At 61.8% G+C, this 18398-nt stretch carries 17 protein-coding genes; 9 read left to right on the plus strand and 8 right to left on the minus strand.

Annotation, left to right across the window (positions count from 1 at the left end; all coding sequences use genetic code 11):
• Positions 1 to 2: 2 nt before the first annotated feature.
• The 5 genes from hemC to hemE all read right to left on the minus strand — a co-directional run bounded on the left by hemC (position 3) and on the right by hemE (position 5798).
• A complete protein-coding gene (gene hemC, locus EWR20_RS07415) occupies positions 3 to 977 on the minus strand; it encodes a hydroxymethylbilane synthase (protein WP_129359971.1) in 975 nt (324 codons plus the stop codon).
• On the minus strand, positions 974 to 2293 hold the full coding sequence (locus EWR20_RS07420; protein ID WP_129359972.1) for a ferrochelatase: 1320 nt from the start codon (positions 2291 to 2293) through the stop codon (positions 974 to 976). Before EWR20_RS07420 ends, hemC begins: the two co-directional genes overlap by 4 nt.
• Entirely contained in the window at positions 2290 to 3015 is a 726-nt protein-coding gene (gene hemQ / locus EWR20_RS07425) for a hydrogen peroxide-dependent heme synthase (protein ID WP_129359973.1), read from the minus strand. The genes EWR20_RS07420 and hemQ overlap by 4 nt, the downstream gene beginning before the upstream one ends.
• A 123-nt stretch (positions 3016 to 3138) precedes the next feature.
• Positions 3139 to 4686, minus strand: coding sequence for a protoporphyrinogen oxidase (hemG, locus tag EWR20_RS07430; protein ID WP_129359974.1), 1548 nt, complete (start codon positions 4684 to 4686; stop codon positions 3139 to 3141).
• Between the two features lie 5 nt (positions 4687 to 4691).
• Entirely contained in the window at positions 4692 to 5798 is a 1107-nt protein-coding gene (hemE, locus tag EWR20_RS07435; RefSeq protein ID WP_129359975.1) for a uroporphyrinogen decarboxylase, read from the minus strand.
• Between the two features lie 127 nt (positions 5799 to 5925).
• Between hemE and EWR20_RS07440 the strand changes: the two genes are divergently transcribed.
• The 5 genes from EWR20_RS07440 to EWR20_RS07460 all read left to right on the plus strand — a co-directional run bounded on the left by EWR20_RS07440 (position 5926) and on the right by EWR20_RS07460 (position 11201).
• Entirely contained in the window at positions 5926 to 7239 is a 1314-nt protein-coding gene (locus EWR20_RS07440; protein ID WP_129359976.1) for a glutamyl-tRNA reductase, read from the plus strand.
• Between the two features lie 232 nt (positions 7240 to 7471).
• Complete coding sequence (locus tag EWR20_RS07445; protein ID WP_165000986.1) at positions 7472 to 8029, plus strand: TetR/AcrR family transcriptional regulator; 558 nt, start codon at positions 7472 to 7474, stop codon at positions 8027 to 8029.
• Positions 8030 to 8134: 105 nt separating this feature from the next.
• Entirely contained in the window at positions 8135 to 8368 is a 234-nt protein-coding gene (locus EWR20_RS07450; RefSeq protein ID WP_129359978.1) for a DUF3107 domain-containing protein, read from the plus strand.
• A 322-nt stretch (positions 8369 to 8690) separates the two neighbouring features.
• Entirely contained in the window at positions 8691 to 10337 is a 1647-nt protein-coding gene (locus EWR20_RS07455; protein WP_394342279.1) for a DEAD/DEAH box helicase, read from the plus strand.
• Between the two features lie 18 nt (positions 10338 to 10355).
• On the plus strand, positions 10356 to 11201 hold the full coding sequence (locus EWR20_RS07460) for a DNA-methyltransferase (protein ID WP_371811973.1): 846 nt from the start codon (positions 10356 to 10358) through the stop codon (positions 11199 to 11201).
• Here the strand turns inward: EWR20_RS07460 and EWR20_RS07465 are convergent.
• Positions 11198 to 12037 (minus strand): PHP domain-containing protein, encoded by an 840-nt coding sequence (locus EWR20_RS07465; RefSeq protein WP_129359979.1) that lies wholly within the window; start codon positions 12035 to 12037, stop codon positions 11198 to 11200. The two genes, EWR20_RS07460 and EWR20_RS07465, sit on opposite strands and share 4 nt — an antisense overlap.
• A gap of 61 nt (positions 12038 to 12098) precedes the next feature.
• Between EWR20_RS07465 and EWR20_RS07470 the strand changes: the two genes are divergently transcribed.
• A complete protein-coding gene (locus EWR20_RS07470; RefSeq protein ID WP_129359980.1) occupies positions 12099 to 13652 on the plus strand; it encodes an aminopeptidase P family protein in 1554 nt (517 codons plus the stop codon).
• 91 nt (positions 13653 to 13743) lie between these two features.
• Here the strand turns inward: EWR20_RS07470 and EWR20_RS07475 are convergent, their stop codons facing one another.
• The gene (locus tag EWR20_RS07475) at positions 13744 to 14610 is read right to left on the minus strand and encodes a general stress protein (RefSeq protein WP_129359981.1); all 867 of its coding nucleotides are present in this window, start codon (positions 14608 to 14610) and stop codon (positions 13744 to 13746) included.
• A gap of 110 nt (positions 14611 to 14720) precedes the next feature.
• Here EWR20_RS07475 and EWR20_RS07480 point away from each other — a divergent pair, with 110 nt between their 5' ends.
• Genes EWR20_RS07480 through EWR20_RS07490 form a run of 3 tightly spaced genes read left to right on the plus strand, consistent with a single transcriptional unit; the run spans position 14721 to position 17881 of the window.
• On the plus strand, positions 14721 to 16010 hold the full coding sequence (locus tag EWR20_RS07480) for a magnesium transporter MgtE N-terminal domain-containing protein (protein WP_129359982.1): 1290 nt from the start codon (positions 14721 to 14723) through the stop codon (positions 16008 to 16010).
• Between the two features lie 49 nt (positions 16011 to 16059).
• On the plus strand, positions 16060 to 16737 hold the full coding sequence (locus tag EWR20_RS07485) for a DUF1003 domain-containing protein (protein ID WP_129360180.1): 678 nt from the start codon (positions 16060 to 16062) through the stop codon (positions 16735 to 16737).
• Positions 16730 to 17881 carry an Mrp/NBP35 family ATP-binding protein gene (locus tag EWR20_RS07490; protein ID WP_129359983.1) on the plus strand — a complete coding sequence of 384 codons (1152 nt, stop codon included), beginning with the start codon at positions 16730 to 16732 and terminating at the stop codon, positions 17879 to 17881. The genes EWR20_RS07485 and EWR20_RS07490 overlap by 8 nt, the downstream gene beginning before the upstream one ends.
• A gap of 100 nt (positions 17882 to 17981) precedes the next feature.
• Here EWR20_RS07490 and EWR20_RS07495 read toward each other — a convergent pair whose 3' ends face one another.
• Entirely contained in the window at positions 17982 to 18341 is a 360-nt protein-coding gene (locus tag EWR20_RS07495) for a twin-arginine translocase TatA/TatE family subunit (RefSeq protein WP_129359984.1), read from the minus strand.
• Positions 18342 to 18398 lie beyond the last annotated feature (57 nt).

An 18398-nucleotide genomic window follows, 5' to 3' on the forward strand; every position in this document is an offset into this window, starting at 1 on the left:
CGTCAATCGATCGTCAACTCGGTGAATCGATCCGCCCCGCGCTCCAGCAGGAGTTCGGCCACCTTGGTACCCAGATGAATTGCCGCTTCGTCGTCCGCCTCGGCGCTCATGTGCTCACGGAGAGTTTCCGTGCCACTCGGATGAGCAACGACGGCGTCCAGGCGAAGCTTCCCGTCGGTGATCTGAGCATGAGCGCCGACGGGAGCCGCGCATCCGGCCTCGAGCCGGAACAGCAGCGACCGTTCGGCCAGAACCGCAATCCTGGTCTGGGAATCATCGATCTTGGCGAGGCCCGCCATGATCTGCGGAGCGGTCTCATGGGTACGGTATTCGACCGCGAGGCACCCCTGCCCCGCGGCGGGCAGAAATCTCGTGGGGTCCAGGAACTCCGTTACGACCTCGCTGAGACCCAGACGGGCCAATCCGGCGGCCGCGAGCACGACCGCGTCGAGGTCACCATGGGTCCCGCGTCCGACGCCCTTGTCCTTGGAAGCATAATGTTCCAACCCGCGCACGCGGGACAATCGGGTTCCGACGTTGCCTCGAATGTCCGTCACGACGCAGTCTGGCCGAAGCGCTCGAACCTGTGCGGCTCTCCGGGGAGAGCCGGTACCGATGGTTGCCCCTTCCGGCAATTCGTCCAAAGTCATTCCGTCCCGACCAACCAGGACGTCCCTGGAATCTCCACGGGGAGGATAGATCAGAGACAGCTTTCCGTCGAAGAGATCCTTGGTCGGAAGATCCTTGAGCGAATGAACCGCCACGTCCACGGCTCCGCCCAGAAGTTCCTGGCGCAGGGCCGCGGCGAAGACCCCGGTTCCGCCCAACTGTGCGAGGGGACCAGAGATGACGTCGCCGGTCGTCGTGACCGTTTTGAGCTCGGCATTCACGCCGGCATCCACCAGCATGTCCGCGACGTGCTGGGATTGGGTCGTCGCGAGCGCCGAGGCTCGCGTTCCTACGAGCACCTTGGTCATACCGTCTTGGACTCTTTTCCCGCGGCCACCGCATGATCCGCGATCACGGGTTTGATCGCCTGAGCGCGAGCCGGGAGGCAACAATTCGTATCGCACCGATCGAACCATCCTTTGCCGCCGCATGCGCTGCGACGAAGTGCATCGAGCTCCACCGGGTCCTGGGAAGGCGCCGTATCCACGAATCGCTCGGCGATGAGGTCGCGCAAAGACCGCACGTATGCAGGGTGAGTTCCCGGCGTCGGGACCCTCACTGCCTGAATGCCCAAATCGTCGCACGTTTCCATGGCCTCGGTATCGAGGTCCCATTTGACCTCCATATGGTCGGAGACGAACCCCAGGGGAACCATTACGATGCCGTCCACGGAGCCCTCGAGCGCTTCCAGAGCATCGTTGATATCCGGTTCAAGCCACGGAGTCGAAGGGGAACCCGAGCGGGACTGATAGGCCAGCTCCCAGTCGCAATCCGCCAGCAGCTCTGGATTCGCTTCTTCGACCTGGCTGAGAATCGCTCGTGCCGCTTGCAGGTGCTTCTCGACGTAAGCCGAACCGCCTTCGTACTCGACCCCGCGGGGCCCGGCCTCGTTCGCAGCGGTCGTGGGCACGGAGTGGGTGCAGAACATGATGCGGATCCGACCATTTCCCGCCGCCGGTTGCGCCGTGGACCGGATCTTCTCCCTGAGCTCTTCGAGACCGTGGATCAGCCCTTCGACGAAGGCTGAGATGAAGCCGGGGGCGTCGTAATGTTGGCGAAGCTTGTCGATCTGGACTTCACCTTCCAGCTCAAGCTTCTCCAGAGCGATTCCGTAGTCCTCGCGGTATTGCCGGCAACTCGAGTATCCGGGGTAAGCGCTGGTCGCCAGCACCAGAAGTTTGCGGTACCCCTTGTCGTAGGCCTCCTGGACGACGTCGCTGACGTACGGCTCCCAGTTCCTGTTGGCCCAGAGAACCGGTACGTCCGGACCGTTCTCCTCGAGTTCTCGGCGCAATGCTTCGAGAAGGTTGCGGTTTTGTTCATTAATGGGACTGACGCCGCCGTTGGCCCGATAATGCGTTGCGACTTCTTCGAGCCGCTCGTCCGGGATGCCTCGTCCCGCGGTGACGTTGCGCAGGAAGGGAATGACATCGTCTTGGCCTTCGGGACCCCCGAAAGAGGAGAGGATCACTGCGTCGTACTTCTCGGGGGCCTGCGAGCGCGGGCGCCCGATGGTCTCTTCCGAGACGAAGTCGGTCACGCCTTCGAGAGTCTTCGGACCGTTCGTCGCCGTGTTGTTGGGATCGGTCCGGTTCGGAATCGGGTCCGCTTGCGTCATGTTCATCGGAGGACCTCCACAACCTCGTCGGCGCCGATGCGGCGTCCGGTATAGAACGGGGTTTCTTCACGCACATGCAATCGCGCTTCCGTGTTGCGGAAATGACGCATCAGGTCGACGAGGTCGACCAGTTCGGGAGCTTCAAGGGCAAGTACCCACTCGTAGTCATTGAGCGCGAAGGTCGCGATGGTGTTCGCGAGAACCTGCGGATAGTCCCGGCCCTTCATACCGTGGTTCTTGAGCATTTCGGAGCGGTGCTTTTCATCCATGTAGTACCAGTCCCAGGACCGCACGAACGGGTAAACGCAGACCCATGCTTCGGGGTCCTTACCTCGTGCGAATGCGGGGGCATGGTTACGCGTGAATTCGGCATCACGGTGGACTCCCATGGTTGACCACACGATTTCTGTACCCTCGAGCGCGGCCGTACGGCGAAAGTCGCGGACCGCAGCCTGAAGATCTTCCGGATTGTCCGCATGAGTCCAGACGAGAATGTCGGCGTTGTTCCGCATTCCGGAGACGTCATACATCCCGCGGACGGTCACGCCCTTTGCTTCCAATGCTTCGACTGTGCTTTCGAGCTCGGAAGCTGCCTCGGGCGTGTGCGCGTTCTCGGAAGCCTGGCTTCCGCGCGCGAACACGGTGTAGAGCGCGTAGTAGAGGCGATCATCGCCGGAAGCGGCCCGATTTTCCGCTGCCTGCGTGGTTCCCGAATTCTGTTCAGCCATGAGATGACCTGTCCTTTCAGTGCCTGCGCCTCGATCGGAGGCGTTTGGTGCGTCTATTTCGCGTATGGTCTCTGTGAAGTCCGGGGTCTGAGTGAGGTTCGGATTCCATGGACCGGCCACGCTTTACCCAAGATCGAGCTCCGCGATGGTCTTGCGCGTGTCCGGAACCAGCGAAGCCAGGCCCGTTCCGGACAGCCAGGCGCCGACGGAAGCGACCCGGCTGAGTTTCGAGAGGTTTTGCCGGAAGTTCTTGACCTTTTGGGCATGGCCCACGGCAACGTGAGGCATCGCCGTCTTCCACCGGACGACGTCGGCGCCCAGCAGGTACTTCCGGTTAAGGCTCGTGCCCATGATGCGGGACGCATCATGCAGGGCGAGGCTCATGAGTTGCTCGTCCGACAGCGTCAGTTCGGTGATCGATTGTCCTTGGGAGGTCGTGCCCCGTCCGTAGGAGAGTCGAAGGACATGGCGGTGCTCTCCGGCCCGGTCGGCGATCCACTGCCATTTTGCGGTGGCGTGAGTCAGTGCTTTGGCACGCACGGTGCGCACCTGATCGCTGACCAATACCCCGGTGCCACGGGGCGCGGAGTCCAGTGCAGGTGCGTCGAGAACGAGGGTCGCCAATGCGATTTCCGGTCCGCGTCGAGCTTCGGGCAGAAGGTCACTGTCCAGGTGCGGGCCGAGAAGGCGGACCGTCGTCGGGCCGTCCGTTGCAAGAACCAGCACGTCAGCCGTGAGGGCAGCTCTCTTGCCGGCCGCCCCTTCCTGCCGGCGGATCGCGATCCAGTTCTGGGTCACTTCATCTCGGTCGATCGCGATGACGTCGCAACCGGCCAACAACCGAACGCCACGACGGGTGAGATCGTTGACCAACGCTTCCGAAAGCTGGTTCATCCCGCCCTCGAGACCCGCTACCTGTGACCCTGCCGGAGCGTTGGCGCGAAGCACTGCCGCGGAGGCTCCGAGTGAACCGTAGGTCTTGATGCCCTCCCGCAGACCGGGCGCGACGGCGTCCACGTCGAGTTCGTCCGGGTGCGTCGAATGGATGCCCATCGTGACCGGAGCGACCAGGCCGTCCACGACGTGTTGGCCCATTCGTGCTTTGACGAGTCCACCCAGAGTTTTCTGGTGCGATCCTACGGAGGCCGGCAAGTAGCGGTCCATCGCGGCTCGTCGTTGCCCGGCCGAAGTGAGCGCGGGACGCAATTGAGGATCATTCGGGTTGGCGGGAATGCCGAGTATCCCTGAAGAAGGCATCGGTACCGGTCCGCTCGGCAGGTACAGCCACGAGCCCGCGCGAGACGGGACCGTGCGTGAATGCCCCAGCCCGAGATCGTCAATGAGCTCCGCGACCGAGCCGTTACGAGTCGCATAGGATTCCGCGCCCGAGTCGAGGACCATCCCTGCTACCTGGTGCGCGCCGACGGCTCCGCCGAAATGGTCCCGGGTCTCCGTGAGAACGACCCGCAATCCTCTTTCCGCGAGTTCGCGTGCGGCAAGCAGTCCGGATACACCGCCTCCGACGACGAGAGCGGTTCTGGCCTTGCGCTTCCGCGCGCCCGAAGAGGACTTAGCGGACGTGGCGGAGGAATCCTCCGACGACGCGGGCGTTTCGGCGCTCTTGAGGGTCTTGGCCTGGGCCGGAGTGACTTTCTGAGGTTCGGGTGCCATCGACGCTAACTTTCATGTATGAGTTCGACGAGCCGGGTCAGCACGGCGGGGTCCGTGCTCGGCGGGACGCCGTGACCCAGATTCACGATGTGAGCCACGGCGGTCTTACCCTTCGAGAGTACGTCCATGGTGTGCTTCTGCAGAACATCCCACCCCGCGTCGAGCAAAGCAGGGTCGATATTGCCCTGGAGCGGGGTCTCCGGGCCCACCCGGCGCGATGCTTCGTCCAGGTCCAGCCGATAATCCACACCGACGACGTCGGCCCCGGCTTCTTTCATCGCCAGGAGGAGTTCTCCGGTCCCGGTACCGAAGTGGACACGAGGAACTCCATAAGGCTCAACGGCCGCGAGTGCACTCGCAGAATGCTTCATGACGTGTTCTCTGTAGTCGCGTTCCGGCAACGACCCGGCCCACGAGTCGAAGAGCTGGACCGCACTGGCCCCCGCCTCGATCTGAGCAGTCAGGAACTGCCCGGCGACTCGTGAAACCCAAGAGGCCAGAGCGTCCCATGCTTCCGGATCCCGATGCATCATGGTTCGTGGGCCCAAATGGTCCCGGGATGATGAGCCTTCGGCCATGTATGCGGCGACGGTGAACGGAGCCCCTGCGAAACCGATCAGCGGGGTCTCGCCGAGCTGGTTCACGGTGAGCGCTACTGCCTCACGAATCGGGTCGAAAGCCGAATCCGGGACCTCTGGCAAATGGCTGATGCGTTCCATCGTGTTGTAGGGGGCACCCATGACTGGCCCTCGCCCCGGCACGATATCGACATCCAGGCCAGCGACCTTGAGCGGCACAACGATGTCGGAGAAGAAGATCGCAGCGTCCACGTTGTGACGACGGACGGGCTGCATAGTGATTTCCGACGCCAAGGACGGTGTCAAACACGACTCCAACATGGTGGTGCCTTCACGTGCGGCACGGTATTCCGGCAATGAACGACCGGCCTGACGCATGAACCAGACTGGGGGGTGCTCAGGGCGGTCTCCGACCATGGCACGAATCATTGGTGACTGCGCTGTCCCTGCCGATCGCAAGGGATGACTGGACGGAAGAAGGGCAAGTTGCGCTTCGGTCAGCATCGGCCGTTGCGTGAGATTCGGAGTCGTCATAGTAGTTCCATTGTGCCAACTTGGCACGCGGTTTTTGCGGACAGGTTGTCATCACCACGACATGGTCGCGAGCCTCACTCCCGAACCATTTCACAGCCTCGTGGACCGTGGTTATTATGAGTGAGTCGTGGTTTTGTTTTCGCTGGTTTCATCGCACAAGAACGTTGACCTGAATACCGTCGCTCAGTTGTCGACGGGCGTCGGGGCGCTCAAACACACCCTCGTGGACGAGGGGCCTCTCAGTGGTTTGGTCACATTGTCGACCTGCAACCGCCTAGAGCTTTACGGCGAAGCGCCAACTCATCGAGATGGTGTTGGGCCCTCCCTCGAAGCCATCATGGACGAGATTTCCGAAGCGGCAGAGCTCGATCCCTCCTTCGTACGAGGCTCCTTCGAAGTTTTCTATGACGAGGATGCTGCCTCTCACCTCTTCACCGTCGTTTCTGGTCTGGAATCTGCCGTCGTGGGAGAGCGGGAAATCACGGGTCAGGTTCGCCGAGCTCTCGTGAATGCACGCGAAGAAGGATCCGCGTCTGGGGAACTGATCCGTCTCTTCGAGGCCGCTGCCCGAACCGCACGAACCGTGGGAACGCAGACTGCGCTCGGCGAACGAGGCAGGTCAATCGTCTCCGTGGCTTTGGATCTCGCCGAAGAGGTCACGCCCATTCCGTGGCAGCAGGCACGGACTCTTGTCTTCGGAACGGGAGCCTATGCAGGAGCAACAATGGCGGCACTCAGCGCGCGCGGGTGCGAGAACGTCTTCGTATACTCCGCTTCCGGACGCGCCGGAGAATTTACCGCCAAGCGCGGCGGAATCCCGGTGAACGATGAAAACCTGGCGGCGACTATGAGCTCGGCCGACGTCATCATCGGATGCAGCGGTGGCTCGGTCCCCTTCTCTTCGGAAACTTTCCCCGAGGGGAACCGCATCGTCGTCGACCTCGCGCTCACACGGGATTTCGACCCATCGATCGCGGATCTGGACGGCGTGGAACTGATTACTCTCGAGTCTGTTCGACTTGCGGCACCCGAGGAAACGAACGAATCGGTCTCCGCTGCGCGGGAAATCGTCGATCGGTCCACGCGCGAATTCCGCGCCCACCGCAATCAGCAGAACGTTGACGCTGCCATAGTGGCCCTCCGACGCCACACGATGGAGGTACTGGACGCGGAGATGGACAAGGTCCGTCACCAGTACGGATGCGGCGCACAAGCCGATCAGCTGGAATTCGCCATGAGGCGGATGATGCACTCGTTGCTCCACACCCCCATGGTCAAGGCCCGGAAGCTCGCGGCCGAGGGCAGGGAACAAGAATTCATGGATGCGATCGAGGCCCTGTATGACATTTCCGCCGCAGAGCCGGAATCCGAAGACCTTCCCGCGGTCAGTCCATCGCGTGAAGTTCGACACGACTTCCAGGAACAGTCAAAGGCATCCTGACTAGGGTAAATAAGTCCTATAGTAGATCCGTGACCCTTGGCGGATCCGCACAGTAGACTTTCAGTTTTCTGAGCGAAGTATCCCCGGTGGGTCATCGTCGGCGTGGCCCCACCCCAAGTCGACCCTCGACTCGTCATGATCAGCAAAGGACTTCACGATGCCTGGCTCACCAGACCCTTGTCCGCGCGCCGGGGCAGCGACTCGCATGCCGGGGCCTAAGAGGCGGCGGCAGTTGCTTTCCACCGCGCGCAAACACTTCGCCGAACACGGATTCCACAACACCACGATGGAAGACATTGCGGAGTCGGCCCAGGTGTCCAAGCCCGTGCTCTACCAGCACTTCACCGGGAAGAACGAGCTCTACTGCGCGGTTCTCGACTCGAGTATCGAGCTTTTCGAGAATCAGGTCATCACTCCCCTGCTCAGAGACATGGACAATGAGACTCGGACCCGAAAAATGATCTCGAACTTCATCGACGTGGTCATCGACGATCACGACGCGTACCGCATTATTTTCGACTCGGACATGCGGGGCGACCCTTCGGTCGCTACGAAGATCGACGGACTGGTCTCTCGGGTTTCCCAGAGGCTGAGTCGAACCCTGCAGGTCAACAGCGCACTCGATGCCGAGGACTGCGACTTTCTCGCCCAGACTCTGGTGGGGCTGGCAACATCCGCTGCACGAGTGGTTTCTTCGACGAACGACGCCGAGAAGCAGGTACGACAACGGTTCCTGCTCTTCAAGCTCGCGTGGCGCGGCATCGAAAGCGTCGACAAAAGCTGGGCCTGACTCCCGCGCTCAGCGAAATCGAGGGCGAACCGCACGACCGCTCCGACCTCGTTGAGTAGGCTGGGGCACAAAGCAGTTCCCGCCGCCATCCGAGGAGGAATACGCATGGAAATCAAGATCGGCATCAAGGACGTGGCCCGAGAAGTCGTCGTGGAGTCCGAAGAGACCCCCGAAACGATTCAGGAGCAAGTCGCCGAGGCGCTCGAGAAAGAAACTCTCCTGAAGCTCTCCGACAGCAAGGGCAACATTACCCTCGTCCCGGGCGCCTCGATCGGCTACGTCGAGATCGGTGCCGAAACTCGCCGGCACATCGGTTTCGGTCCGTTCAGCGAGGGCTGATCCGAACACCGTCAATACACCGCTCAAGAGGAGGACCCGCCCGAAGTGGCGTACGTCCTCCTCTTGACGCGTATTGCGAGATAGAATAAACCAACACCTGGATGCCCGGTCGTTGCCTGTTGAGTTGACTTCCGCCACGTTGCGCCACCTCGCCCCGAGGCAGTGCGCATCACCTGATGATTGTTGCGATCGGCTTCCTACCGATCCTTTCGACCGCAAACAAATTCCGAGACCCGCGCTCCCGGCGCGAGGCCAGGTCACAGCGCGACGACACACATCGTCCGCCCCGCGGTCACACCATCGACCGAGCGGAGCTCATCCCGTGAACGAAGAAAACAACAACGAGACCACCGTGCTCGAAGAAACACCTGAAACCGTGCAGGAGAAGCTCGTGGCCGAGACTCCTGCCGTGGACGAGGTCGCCCCGGAAGAAGACAAGACTTTTGCCGATTTCGGGGTCCGCGACGACATCTGCGAAGCCCTCGCCGAAAAAGGGATAACTCATCCCTTCCCGATTCAATCCCTGACATTGCCCGTCGCCCTGTCCGGCCAGGACATCATCGGCCAGGCGAAAACGGGAACCGGAAAAACCCTGGGATTCGGTTTGCCCGTACTTCAGCGCGTCGTCGGGCGCGGTGACGACGCATGGGGTCGACTCAAGTCCCCGGGCGCACCCCAGGCCTTGATCGTGGTTCCTACCCGTGAACTGGCCGTCCAGGTCGGAAACGACATCTCGGTCGCCGCCCAAAAGCGCAATGCGCGTGTAGCGACGATCTACGGCGGACGGGCTTACGAGCCTCAAATCGCCGAGCTGGAAAAGGGCGCCGAGGTAGTGGTGGGTACGCCGGGTCGCCTCATCGATCTGCACCGTCAGAAATACCTCAATCTCTCCCAGGTTGGAGCGGTCGTTCTGGACGAGGCCGACGAGATGCTGGATCTCGGCTTCCTGCCCGACGTCGAGCGTCTCCTGTCCTCCGTACCCGAGGTTCGCCAGACCATGTTGTTCTCTGCAACCATGCCGGGTCCGGTGATAGCGATGGCCCGACGCTACATGTCCCACCCGATGCACATTCGTGCCTCGACCCCGGACGACGAAGGCGCAACCAAGAAGGACATTCGACAGGTCATCTACCGCGCTCACCCGATGGACAAGGACGAGCTGATCGCCCGTGCTCTGCAGGCCAAGGGGCGCGGACGGACCATTATCTTCACCAAGACCAAACGAGCGGCCGCGCGCCTTGCGGACGAGCTCGTCAAGCGCGGATTCGCTGCCGGCGCCATCCACGGTGACCTCGGCCAGGGAGCTCGTGAGCAAGCGCTCCGGGCCTTCCGGAATGAAAAAGTCGACGTCCTCGTGGCTACCGACGTCGCCGCTCGCGGTATCGACGTCGAGGACGTCACCCACGTGGTCAATTTTCAGTGTCCGGAAGACGAAAAGATCTATCTGCACCGCATCGGCCGTACGGGGCGAGCGGGCAACAAGGGAACCGCCATAACCCTCGTCGATTGGGACGACGTCCCCCGGTGGTCTTTGATCAACAAAGCGCTGGACCTCGGAGTGCCCGAACCGGTTGAAACCTATTCTTCTTCCAAGCACCTCTACAACGATCTGAACATTCCGGCTGGTACAAAGGGCAAGTTGCCCGTGAGTCAGCGCAAGCATGCCGGATTGGGTGCAGAAGCGGTTGAAGACATCGACGGCGGCCACTCGCGCAAGCCTCGCACTGGCGGACGCGACGACAAGGGCGGGAACCGCTCGGGAAACGGTGGCCGCAGGAACAGCCCTCGCGGTGGGCGGTCCTCCGGATCCCGGAATGATCGGAAGCAGCCGGACGAGAAGTCGTCGCGCAATCGTTCGGAGAACCATACGACCGAAACGGACTCCAAGCAGTCGGAGGCTCCTCGGCGCCGTCGCCGTCGTCGTCGCAGTGGCGGGGACTCGGGCAATCAGGCACGTTCGGGTCAGTAGATCCTGCCACTCGTGGGAATCGAGCTGACGGGCCCGGACCTCATCATCCGGGGCGACAATCAGGACGTGCTTGCGCAATTGCCGAGCAGCGAATTTTCGATGATCTACGTGGACCCGCCCTTCAATACGGGGCGGGCCCAAGTTCGCCGTAGCCTCAGGAACCAGCGGGTCGAGCCCGACCAGGCTGACCGTAAGGGATTCAAGGGACAGAGCTACACGAGTGTCCTCGAATCCCTCTCGAGATACGACGACGCGTTCGAGGACTACTGGTCATTCCTGCTTCCGAGACTCGAAAAAGCCCGGGAGCTGCTCGCCGAATCGGGCACCCTGTATCTGCACTTGGATTATCGGGAAGTTCATTACGCCAAAGTCATGTGCGACATGATCTTCGGCCGCGAGTGTTTTCTGAACGAGATCATCTGGGCGTACGACTACGGGGCGCGCGCGAAAAAGCGTTGGCCGGCCAAGCACGACAACATCCTGGTGTACGTGAAGAACCCGAAAAAATACCATTTCGACTCGGAAGAAGTCGATCGGGAGCCCTATATGGCGCCGGGACTGGTCACACCAGAGAAAGTGGCGCGCGGCAAATTGCCGACCGATGTCTGGTGGCACACCATCGTCTCGCCCACGGGCAAGGAGAAGACCGGATACCCCACGCAGAAGCCTATGGGTTTGTTGCGCCGTATGGTTGCGGCCTCGTCCCGTCCCGGCGAGTGGTGCCTCGATTTTTTCGCCGGTTCGGGAACCCTCGGCGCCGTTGCCCAATCGCTCGACCGCCGCTTCGTGTGCGTCGATTCGAATGATCAAGCGATCGAGGTGATGCGCCAGCGGCTGCCGCAGGCGAAGCTTCTCGAAGCCTAGAGACACACGCCGCGCGACTGCGCCTGGATTTCCTCCAAGGACTGCCTCGTCGTGGTGTTCTCTCCGAGCCGATTCGGTTTCCCCGCACCGTGATAGTCGCTGGATCCCGTCACGATGAGGTCATGGTTCCGGGCGAAGTCGAGTAGCCATTTGCGATCGTCCTCGGAATTGTCACGGTGATACACCTCAAGACCGGCCAATCCCGCCGCAACCATCTCTTCGAAGACTTCCGGTCCCACGACTCGGCCCCGGGAGCTCGCCAGGGGGTGGGCGAACACCGGAACTCCACCGGCTTCTCTGACGAGGGCAACGGCAAGAGCAGGGTTCGGCGCATAGTGGGGCACATAGTATTTCGTCCGGGTGGTCAGAATAGTGCCAAAGGCCTCGCTCCGATCCTTGCACACGCCCTTCGCGACGAGGGCATCGGCGATGTGGGGACGGCCCACCGTCGCGTCTTTGCCGACCTGGTCCTCCACATCCTGCCAGTTGATAGGAAAGTCCTCACTCAACCGCTCGACCATCTTCTGTGCCCGGGTGAGGCGTGCCGCGCGTGATTTCTCAATTTCCGATCTGAGTCCTGGGGCCTGGGGGTCGTGGAGGTAGCTCAGCAGATGCACGGAGACTCCGTCGTCCGAGGCACACGAGACTTCCATTCCCGGGACGAATTCGATACCGCATCGTGACGCCGCCTGCGCGGCCGGTTCCCACCCGACGGTCGAATCGTGGTCGGTCAGCGCGACCGCTGTGAGCCCGGCTCGAGCCGCCTGCTCCACGACTTGGGCGGGGGTTTCTGTCCCGTCGGAAATATTCGAATGGGTATGAAGATCGATGCACACACATCCAATCTACTCGGTGCCCGTGGACGCAGGGGCGGTACTTGGGCGATATCGTGGAGTTATGACTTCGAATAATTCCCCAGAAACACAGGATTCCTCTGAACAGCAGCCGCTCGAAGAACGCGTCGGAAATCGGTCCCAGCCGCCGCGCTCTCATGCTTTCAAGGAATTCATGGGCACGAACTGGGCACCTTCCGCCAAAGCGCTCCCCCAGCGTGCCTCGGTTGCCGACTTCGCCGCGCAGCGACGTGCGGCGTTGTCGGCAAAATTCCCCGGCGAGCGCCTCGTAATTCCGGCAGGACCGCTCAAGACCCGCTCGAACGACACGGACTATCGTTTCCGCCCTCATTCCGGTTTTGCCCACATGACGGGTCTCGGCGTCGATCACGAACCGGACGCCGTTCTGGTCATGGAGCCCCTGGACGAGCCGGAAGCCGACGGTTCGGCCCATGAGGCGACTCTCTATTTCCGCCCTCTGGCAGGACGCGATTCGGAGCAGTTCTATTCCGATCCGCGTTACGGCGAATTCTGGGTCGGCCCCCGTCCGACCTTGGAAGAAATCGAGTCGGAGTACGGCATCCAGTGCCACGATCTCTCCGACGTCGAGGTCGCAATCACCAAGAACGCAGGGCCCCAGGCTCTTGGCGGGGTCCGGGTGCGGTTGTTGCGCGAGGTCGATCTGAACGTGGATGCGCTGGTCGACACCTCTCGGTACAACACCAGCGTGGACCTCGAGGAGTCGGATTCGCTCGACAGCCAGCTGACCGAGGCTCTCTCCGAACTGCGCCTCGTCAAAGACGAGGAAGAAATAGCCAACCTTCGGAGATCCATAGCTTCGACCAAGGTCGGTTTCGAGAACATCATCCGGGCCCTCCCCCAGGCGCGCGATCATCACCGCGGCGAACGCATCGTCGAAGGCGCATTCTTCGCGGCCGCGCGCGCCGAGGGCAACGACGTCGGTTACGAGACCATCGCCGCCTGCGGGAACAACGCAACCGTGCTGCACTGGATTCGGAATAACGGAACTGTCGAGGACGGAAAGCTGATCCTCGTCGACGCCGGAGTCGAGGACGATACCTTGTACACGGCGGACATCACCCGCACGATGCCGGTCAACGGCACATTCTCTCCCATTCAGAAGAAGGTCTACGACGCCGTCCTGGAAGCTTCCGAAGCCGCGTTCCGCGCCGCGGTACCAGGCAACAAATTCCGTGACGTGCACGCGGCGGCCATGAAATCCCTGGCCGAGTCCCTCGACTCGTGGGGGCTGCTTCCGTGCACCGTCGAAGAAGCTATTTCCGACGAAGGCGGCCAGCACCGTCGCTGGATGCCCCACGGGACGAGCCACCACCTCGGCCTGGACGTCCACGACTGTGCACAGGCCAAGCGCGATCTCTATCTCGATGGAACCATCGAGCCGGGGATGGTCTTCACGATCGAACCGGGCCTGTACTTCAAGGAAGACGACCTCGCGATTCCGGAAGAATATCGCGGCATCGGTATCCGGTTGGAGGACGACGTGCTCATTACCGCCGACGGACCGGAGAACATGAGCGCCGACTTCCCGAGGACCACGGAAGCCATCGAAGCCTGGATCGCGGAACTCTCCCGGTAGAACCGACCCCAGTGAACACGACGCCCCCGGACCACGAGGTCCGGGGGCGTCTTCGTTCTTGAGTTCTTTCTCCGAGGCCTGCGGCCGGCGTCTATCCGCGAGGAGGGTCAGGCCGCTCTTCTGGGGAAACCGGCCCTTCCCGACCTTCCGTCGTTTCGGGGTCGTCGGCGGAACGGGGTGGCTGGTTCTCGGCACGAATACCGAAACGGGGCCGCCCGTCGGGCAAGTCCTTGAAATCCCGTGCCTGGGAACGGTCCGTGGATTCGCCGGGCGCCTGTCCCCCTGGTTGAGGTTCTGCGGCCGCAGGCCCCTGCGGAGCTTGCGGAGCATTTCCGCGTTCTTGGGGGTCCGGCTGGCCCCACGGCCCCTGACCGCCGGGCTGACTGGGTCGGTTACCAGGCTGCTGCGATGAGCCGTGTTCGTCCTGCGGGAAGTAGGGCTGTTCACGAGGTGTGGGCCGAAGCGTGGGACGGTTCGATGAGCCTCCGAGGAGGCGCCGCGCCTCGCCTGCTTCTTGTGGCGAGCACACCAGGTCGTAGCTGCCCGCGACGAGTTGTCCGACCGCAGTGAAGCTGCGGTGCCCACCACGACGGGAGAAACCGACAATCGCCAGGATCATCCAGAAAGCCACGCCAAGTGGTATCGATGTGAGGAATGCCGACAAAGGAGACTCGTGGCTGAAGACCATGAGAAGAAAACCGAGCACGACTCCGTAGAACAGGCCTTGCAAGGCGCCGGAAGCCGCGACACGAGCATAGGAAAGGGTCCCGACGACGTGCTCGACCTGTCGCAGGTCCGAGCCGACGATTGCGAGATTCTGCACGGGAAAACCACGATCGGCCAGGAGGTCAACCGCCCCCTGCGCATCCTGGTACTTGGAGAACTTCCCCACGGTGACGGACCCCGCGAGCTGTTCGGTCCGCATCGCGGCGAGTCTGGACTTTCCGGAATTTGCCATACTAGCCATTTTCCCTGACCACGGGCTTGACCGCCAACCATAAGGGTGTGTATCGCCACAGGTGAACCGAGAGGATGTTTCCAGCGGGTACATGTGAGTAATCTGATTGAGTGAGCAACGTACCGAGCAGAATCTTCATCGCCAGGCTATTGGGCCTTGATGTTTTCGATCCCGTAGGCGACCGACTGGGCCGGCTGCGGGACGTCGTCGTGCTCAACCGAGACGCCCAGCGCAAACACCTGCAACCGCTCGTGGTGGGTATTGTGGTCGAAGTCCTCGGGAAGAAGCCTGTCTTCGTCCCGATGACCCGAGTCAACAGCATGGACGCGACCCAAGTCATCGTGACCGGCCTGGTCAATCTTCGCCGATTCGAACAGCGTGGCGCCGAAGCTTTGGTCATCGGTGAGTTGTTTGACCGCAAGGTCCATTTCAAGGACAACACCGGCGAGGCCACGATCGAAGACTGCGCGATGGAGCAGACCAAGAACGGTGATTGGAAAATCACAGAGCTCTTCGTTCGTCGGACGGCAAGTACGGGTCGGCTCATGCGTCGCAAGAACGAGACCCTTGTGGTCGACTGGGAAGACGTTGTTTACGGCACCGCCATGGACCCCCAGGGGGCCTCGCACTTCTTGGCGACTCACGAGGACACCCAACCCGCCGACCTCGCGGATGCTCTCCACGACCTGAACGACAAACGCATGCTCGAAGTCGCCGAGGAGCTTCAGGACGAGCGCTTGGCCGACGTGCTGCAGGAATTGCCAGAAGAGGACCAAGTCCAGATCCTGTCCAACCTGGACATCAAACGCGCCGCAGACATTCTTGAAGAGATGGAACCGGACGACGCGGCCGACCTCCTCAACATGTTCACGGATGCCCAGCGCGAAACCTTGTTGCAGAAGATGAAGCCGGACGATGCAGAGGACGTGCGCCGCCTTCTCGAATACGAGGAAGGAACCGCAGGCTCACTCATGACCCCGGTGCCGATTATTTTGCCCCCGGAGGCAACAGTAGCCGAAGCCTTGGCGCACATTCGTCAGGAGGAGATCAGCCCGGCCGTCGCCGCGGCCGTTTTCGTGTGCCGTCCTCCGCTCGAGGCACCGACCGGCCGCTACATCGGCATGGTTCATATGCAGCAGCTGCTGCGTTTTGCCCCGCCCGAACCCGTCGGCAACATCATCGACCGGAGTATCGAGCCGATCCCGGACGTCGCTTCCCTGGAAGACTTGTCCCGGGTGCTGGCCACTTACGACTTGACCATTATCCCCGTCACCAACGAGCACGACAGGCTCGTCGGGGCTGTGACCATCGACGACGTACTCGATGCGCTCCTCCCAGAAGACTGGCGCACCAACGACGACGGAACTCCCGTCCGAAAGGTGGGACGCAAATTTGAGTGAAACGACCAAAAGCCGTAGAAGCCGTGATACCCACCGCGCTGGCCTCGACATGCCGCTGGCCAGCAAGCCCAAGTGGTACCAGCGCTATCGACCCAACCCCGAGTCATTCGGCGTCATGACGGAATCCTTCGCACGGTGGATGGGCACGCCCCAATTCCTCGTGTGGATGACGATCTTCGTGACCGTGTGGCTCTTGTGGAACACCTTGCTCCCGGAGAGTTGGCAGTTCGACCCCCGCGCGCTGAACTTCACCCTGTTGACACTCATGCTCTCGTTGCAGGCTTCCTACGCCGCACCGCTGCTGTTGCTGGCTCAGAACCGGCAGGACGACCGCGACCGCGTCGTCGCCGAAGAGGACCGTCAGCGAGCACAGCAGAATCTCGCGGACACGGAGTATCTGACCCGGGAGATCGCCGCCCTGCGCATCGCTCTGCGAGAGGTCGCTACCCGCGACTTCGTCCGCTCGGAGATCCGAGACCTCCTGGAGGAAATCGTCCAGGACGCGCGGGACCAGGGCAAAGTCGAGGCCGAGGATGCCGGCGAACAACAGCGGAAGAAGTCGGACTTGTCATGGCCGGCTAAAGAGGCCGAGCCCAAGACCTCGATCCTGGATATCGCGAAAGCAACCGACGGAGCTTCCGGCTCGAGCACCGCACCGCCTCAGCGGAGAACACCCCGTGGGGCGTCTCCAAGGAAACCCGATGAATTGAGGAAACCCGATGAATGAGGCCCTGCGTGCAGCACTCTCGGGAGTCATCGACCCCGAGCTGCGCCGCCCGATCACCGAACTGGGAATGGTCACCGATGCGGAGTTGGACGGGGCCACCGCGCATATCGGCATTAAACTGACGATCGAGGGGTGCCCTCTCAAAAACACGATCCAGACCGACGTTCGCGAGGCCGTCTCTCAGGTGGACGGCGTCGAGGACGTCGAGATCGACCTCGGCTACATGGACGCGGAGGCTCGAAACCGGCTCAGGGACCAATTGGGTCATACCAAGACCAACCCCTTTGCGGATCCGGCAAACCTGACCCAGGTCTACGCAATAGCCTCGGGCAAAGGCGGCGTCGGCAAGTCCACCGTCACGGCGAACCTCGCGGCGTCGTTGGCCTCGAGCGGTCTCTCGGTAGGGATCGTCGACGCCGACGTGCACGGGTTCTCGATCCCCGGGCTGCTCGGGATCACTCAGCCGCCGACCAAGCTCGAGGACATGATCCTTCCCCCAGTGGTAGAAGTCCCCGAGTCGGAAAGAACCGGGCTGGGCAAGGACCGGATTCCGGGATCGATCAGAGTCATTTCGATCGGTATGTTCGTCGAAGACAATCGACCCATCGCATGGCGCGGTCCGATGCTGCACCGGGCCCTCGAACAGTTCCTGACGGACGTCCACTTCGGAGACCTGGATGTTCTGCTTCTCGACCTGCCGCCGGGTACGGGCGATATCGCTATTTCCATGTCCCAACTCGTCCCCAACGCGGGACTCGTGGTCGTCTCCACTCCCCAGGTTGCCGCCGTAGACGTCGCCGAACGCGCCGGAACCATGTCACTTCAGACGGGCCAGAAAGTCGTGGGCGTCGTCGAGAACATGGCCGGGATGATCATGCCGGATGGCACCCGCATGGACATATTCGGTTCCGGGGGCGGTGAGAAGCTCTCTGAGCGCCTCACGGAATCTCTCGGTGCTGACGTCCCCTTACTCGGATCTGTTCCCTTGGATCTGGCCCTTCGCGAAGGAGGAGACGACGGGGTGCCTGTGGTCTGGTCGAACCCGGTATCGCCGTCGGCAGTCGCTCTGAGGGACGTCGCAGAAGGGATTCGGGGACTCAAACGAGGTCTCTCGGGCCGGAGCCTTCCGCTGGATCTGCACTAGCCCTGGCGGATCGAGGTGAAACCGATCCGGAAGAGCGCATATGACAAGGCCGGACGATGCTAATCGTCCGGCCTTGGTGATTCTTATAAAGTTCTCGGGGTCAGGTTGCTTCCGTGTCGTACGGCGCGAGCTGACCGGGTGACAAACGGCTGGTATTGGTCGCCGGCGGAGTCGATGCCTGGGTCTGCTCCTGTTTCAGCTCCTCGTCGTCTTCCAAAAGGGCCTCGCGTACGATCCGCCGAGGATCATATTGCCGAGGATCATAAGCCCGCCAGTTGATGTCCGACAGCTCTGGGCCGAGCGTGTCCTTCATGTCATCCTTTGCCTCCATTGCTGTACGACGCAATGACTTGATGAGGTCCTTGAGCTGCCGCGCGTACTCAGGCATGCGCTCAGGACCTATCACCACAAAGACGATAACGGCCAAGACGAGGAACTCGGCACCGTTGATTCCAAACACACCAGAACATTACCAGCCCTAACCGGGTACGAGCCGTCCTTTGTGATGGAGGCCTAT

This window comes from Rothia uropygioeca (assembly GCF_004136585.1).
GTDB lineage: Bacteria > Actinomycetota > Actinomycetes > Actinomycetales > Micrococcaceae > Rothia.

What these genes read in the sequence shown, in the direction of transcription:
- EWR20_RS07485 (WP_129360180.1), top strand. Translation starts at nt 16,060, where the DNA reads ATGCCGCTGGCCAGCAAGCCCAAGTGGTACCAGCGCTATCGACCCAAC.
- hemC (WP_129359971.1), bottom strand. Translation starts at nt 977, where the DNA reads ATGACCAAGGTGCTCGTAGGAACGCGAGCCTCGGCGCTCGCGACGACC.
- hemE (WP_129359975.1), bottom strand. Translation starts at nt 5,798, where the DNA reads ATGACGACTCCGAATCTCACGCAACGGCCGATGCTGACCGAAGCGCAA.
- EWR20_RS07490 (WP_129359983.1), top strand. Translation starts at nt 16,730, where the DNA reads ATGAATGAGGCCCTGCGTGCAGCACTCTCGGGAGTCATCGACCCCGAG.
- EWR20_RS07420 (WP_129359972.1), bottom strand. Translation starts at nt 2,293, where the DNA reads ATGAACATGACGCAAGCGGACCCGATTCCGAACCGGACCGATCCCAAC.
- hemG (WP_129359974.1), bottom strand. Translation starts at nt 4,686, where the DNA reads ATGGCACCCGAACCTCAGAAAGTCACTCCGGCCCAGGCCAAGACCCTC.
- hemQ (WP_129359973.1), bottom strand. Translation starts at nt 3,015, where the DNA reads ATGGCTGAACAGAATTCGGGAACCACGCAGGCAGCGGAAAATCGGGCC.
- EWR20_RS07470 (WP_129359980.1), top strand. Translation starts at nt 12,099, where the DNA reads ATGACTTCGAATAATTCCCCAGAAACACAGGATTCCTCTGAACAGCAG.
- EWR20_RS07475 (WP_129359981.1), bottom strand. Translation starts at nt 14,610, where the DNA reads ATGGCAAATTCCGGAAAGTCCAGACTCGCCGCGATGCGGACCGAACAG.
- EWR20_RS07450 (WP_129359978.1), top strand. Translation starts at nt 8,135, where the DNA reads ATGGAAATCAAGATCGGCATCAAGGACGTGGCCCGAGAAGTCGTCGTG.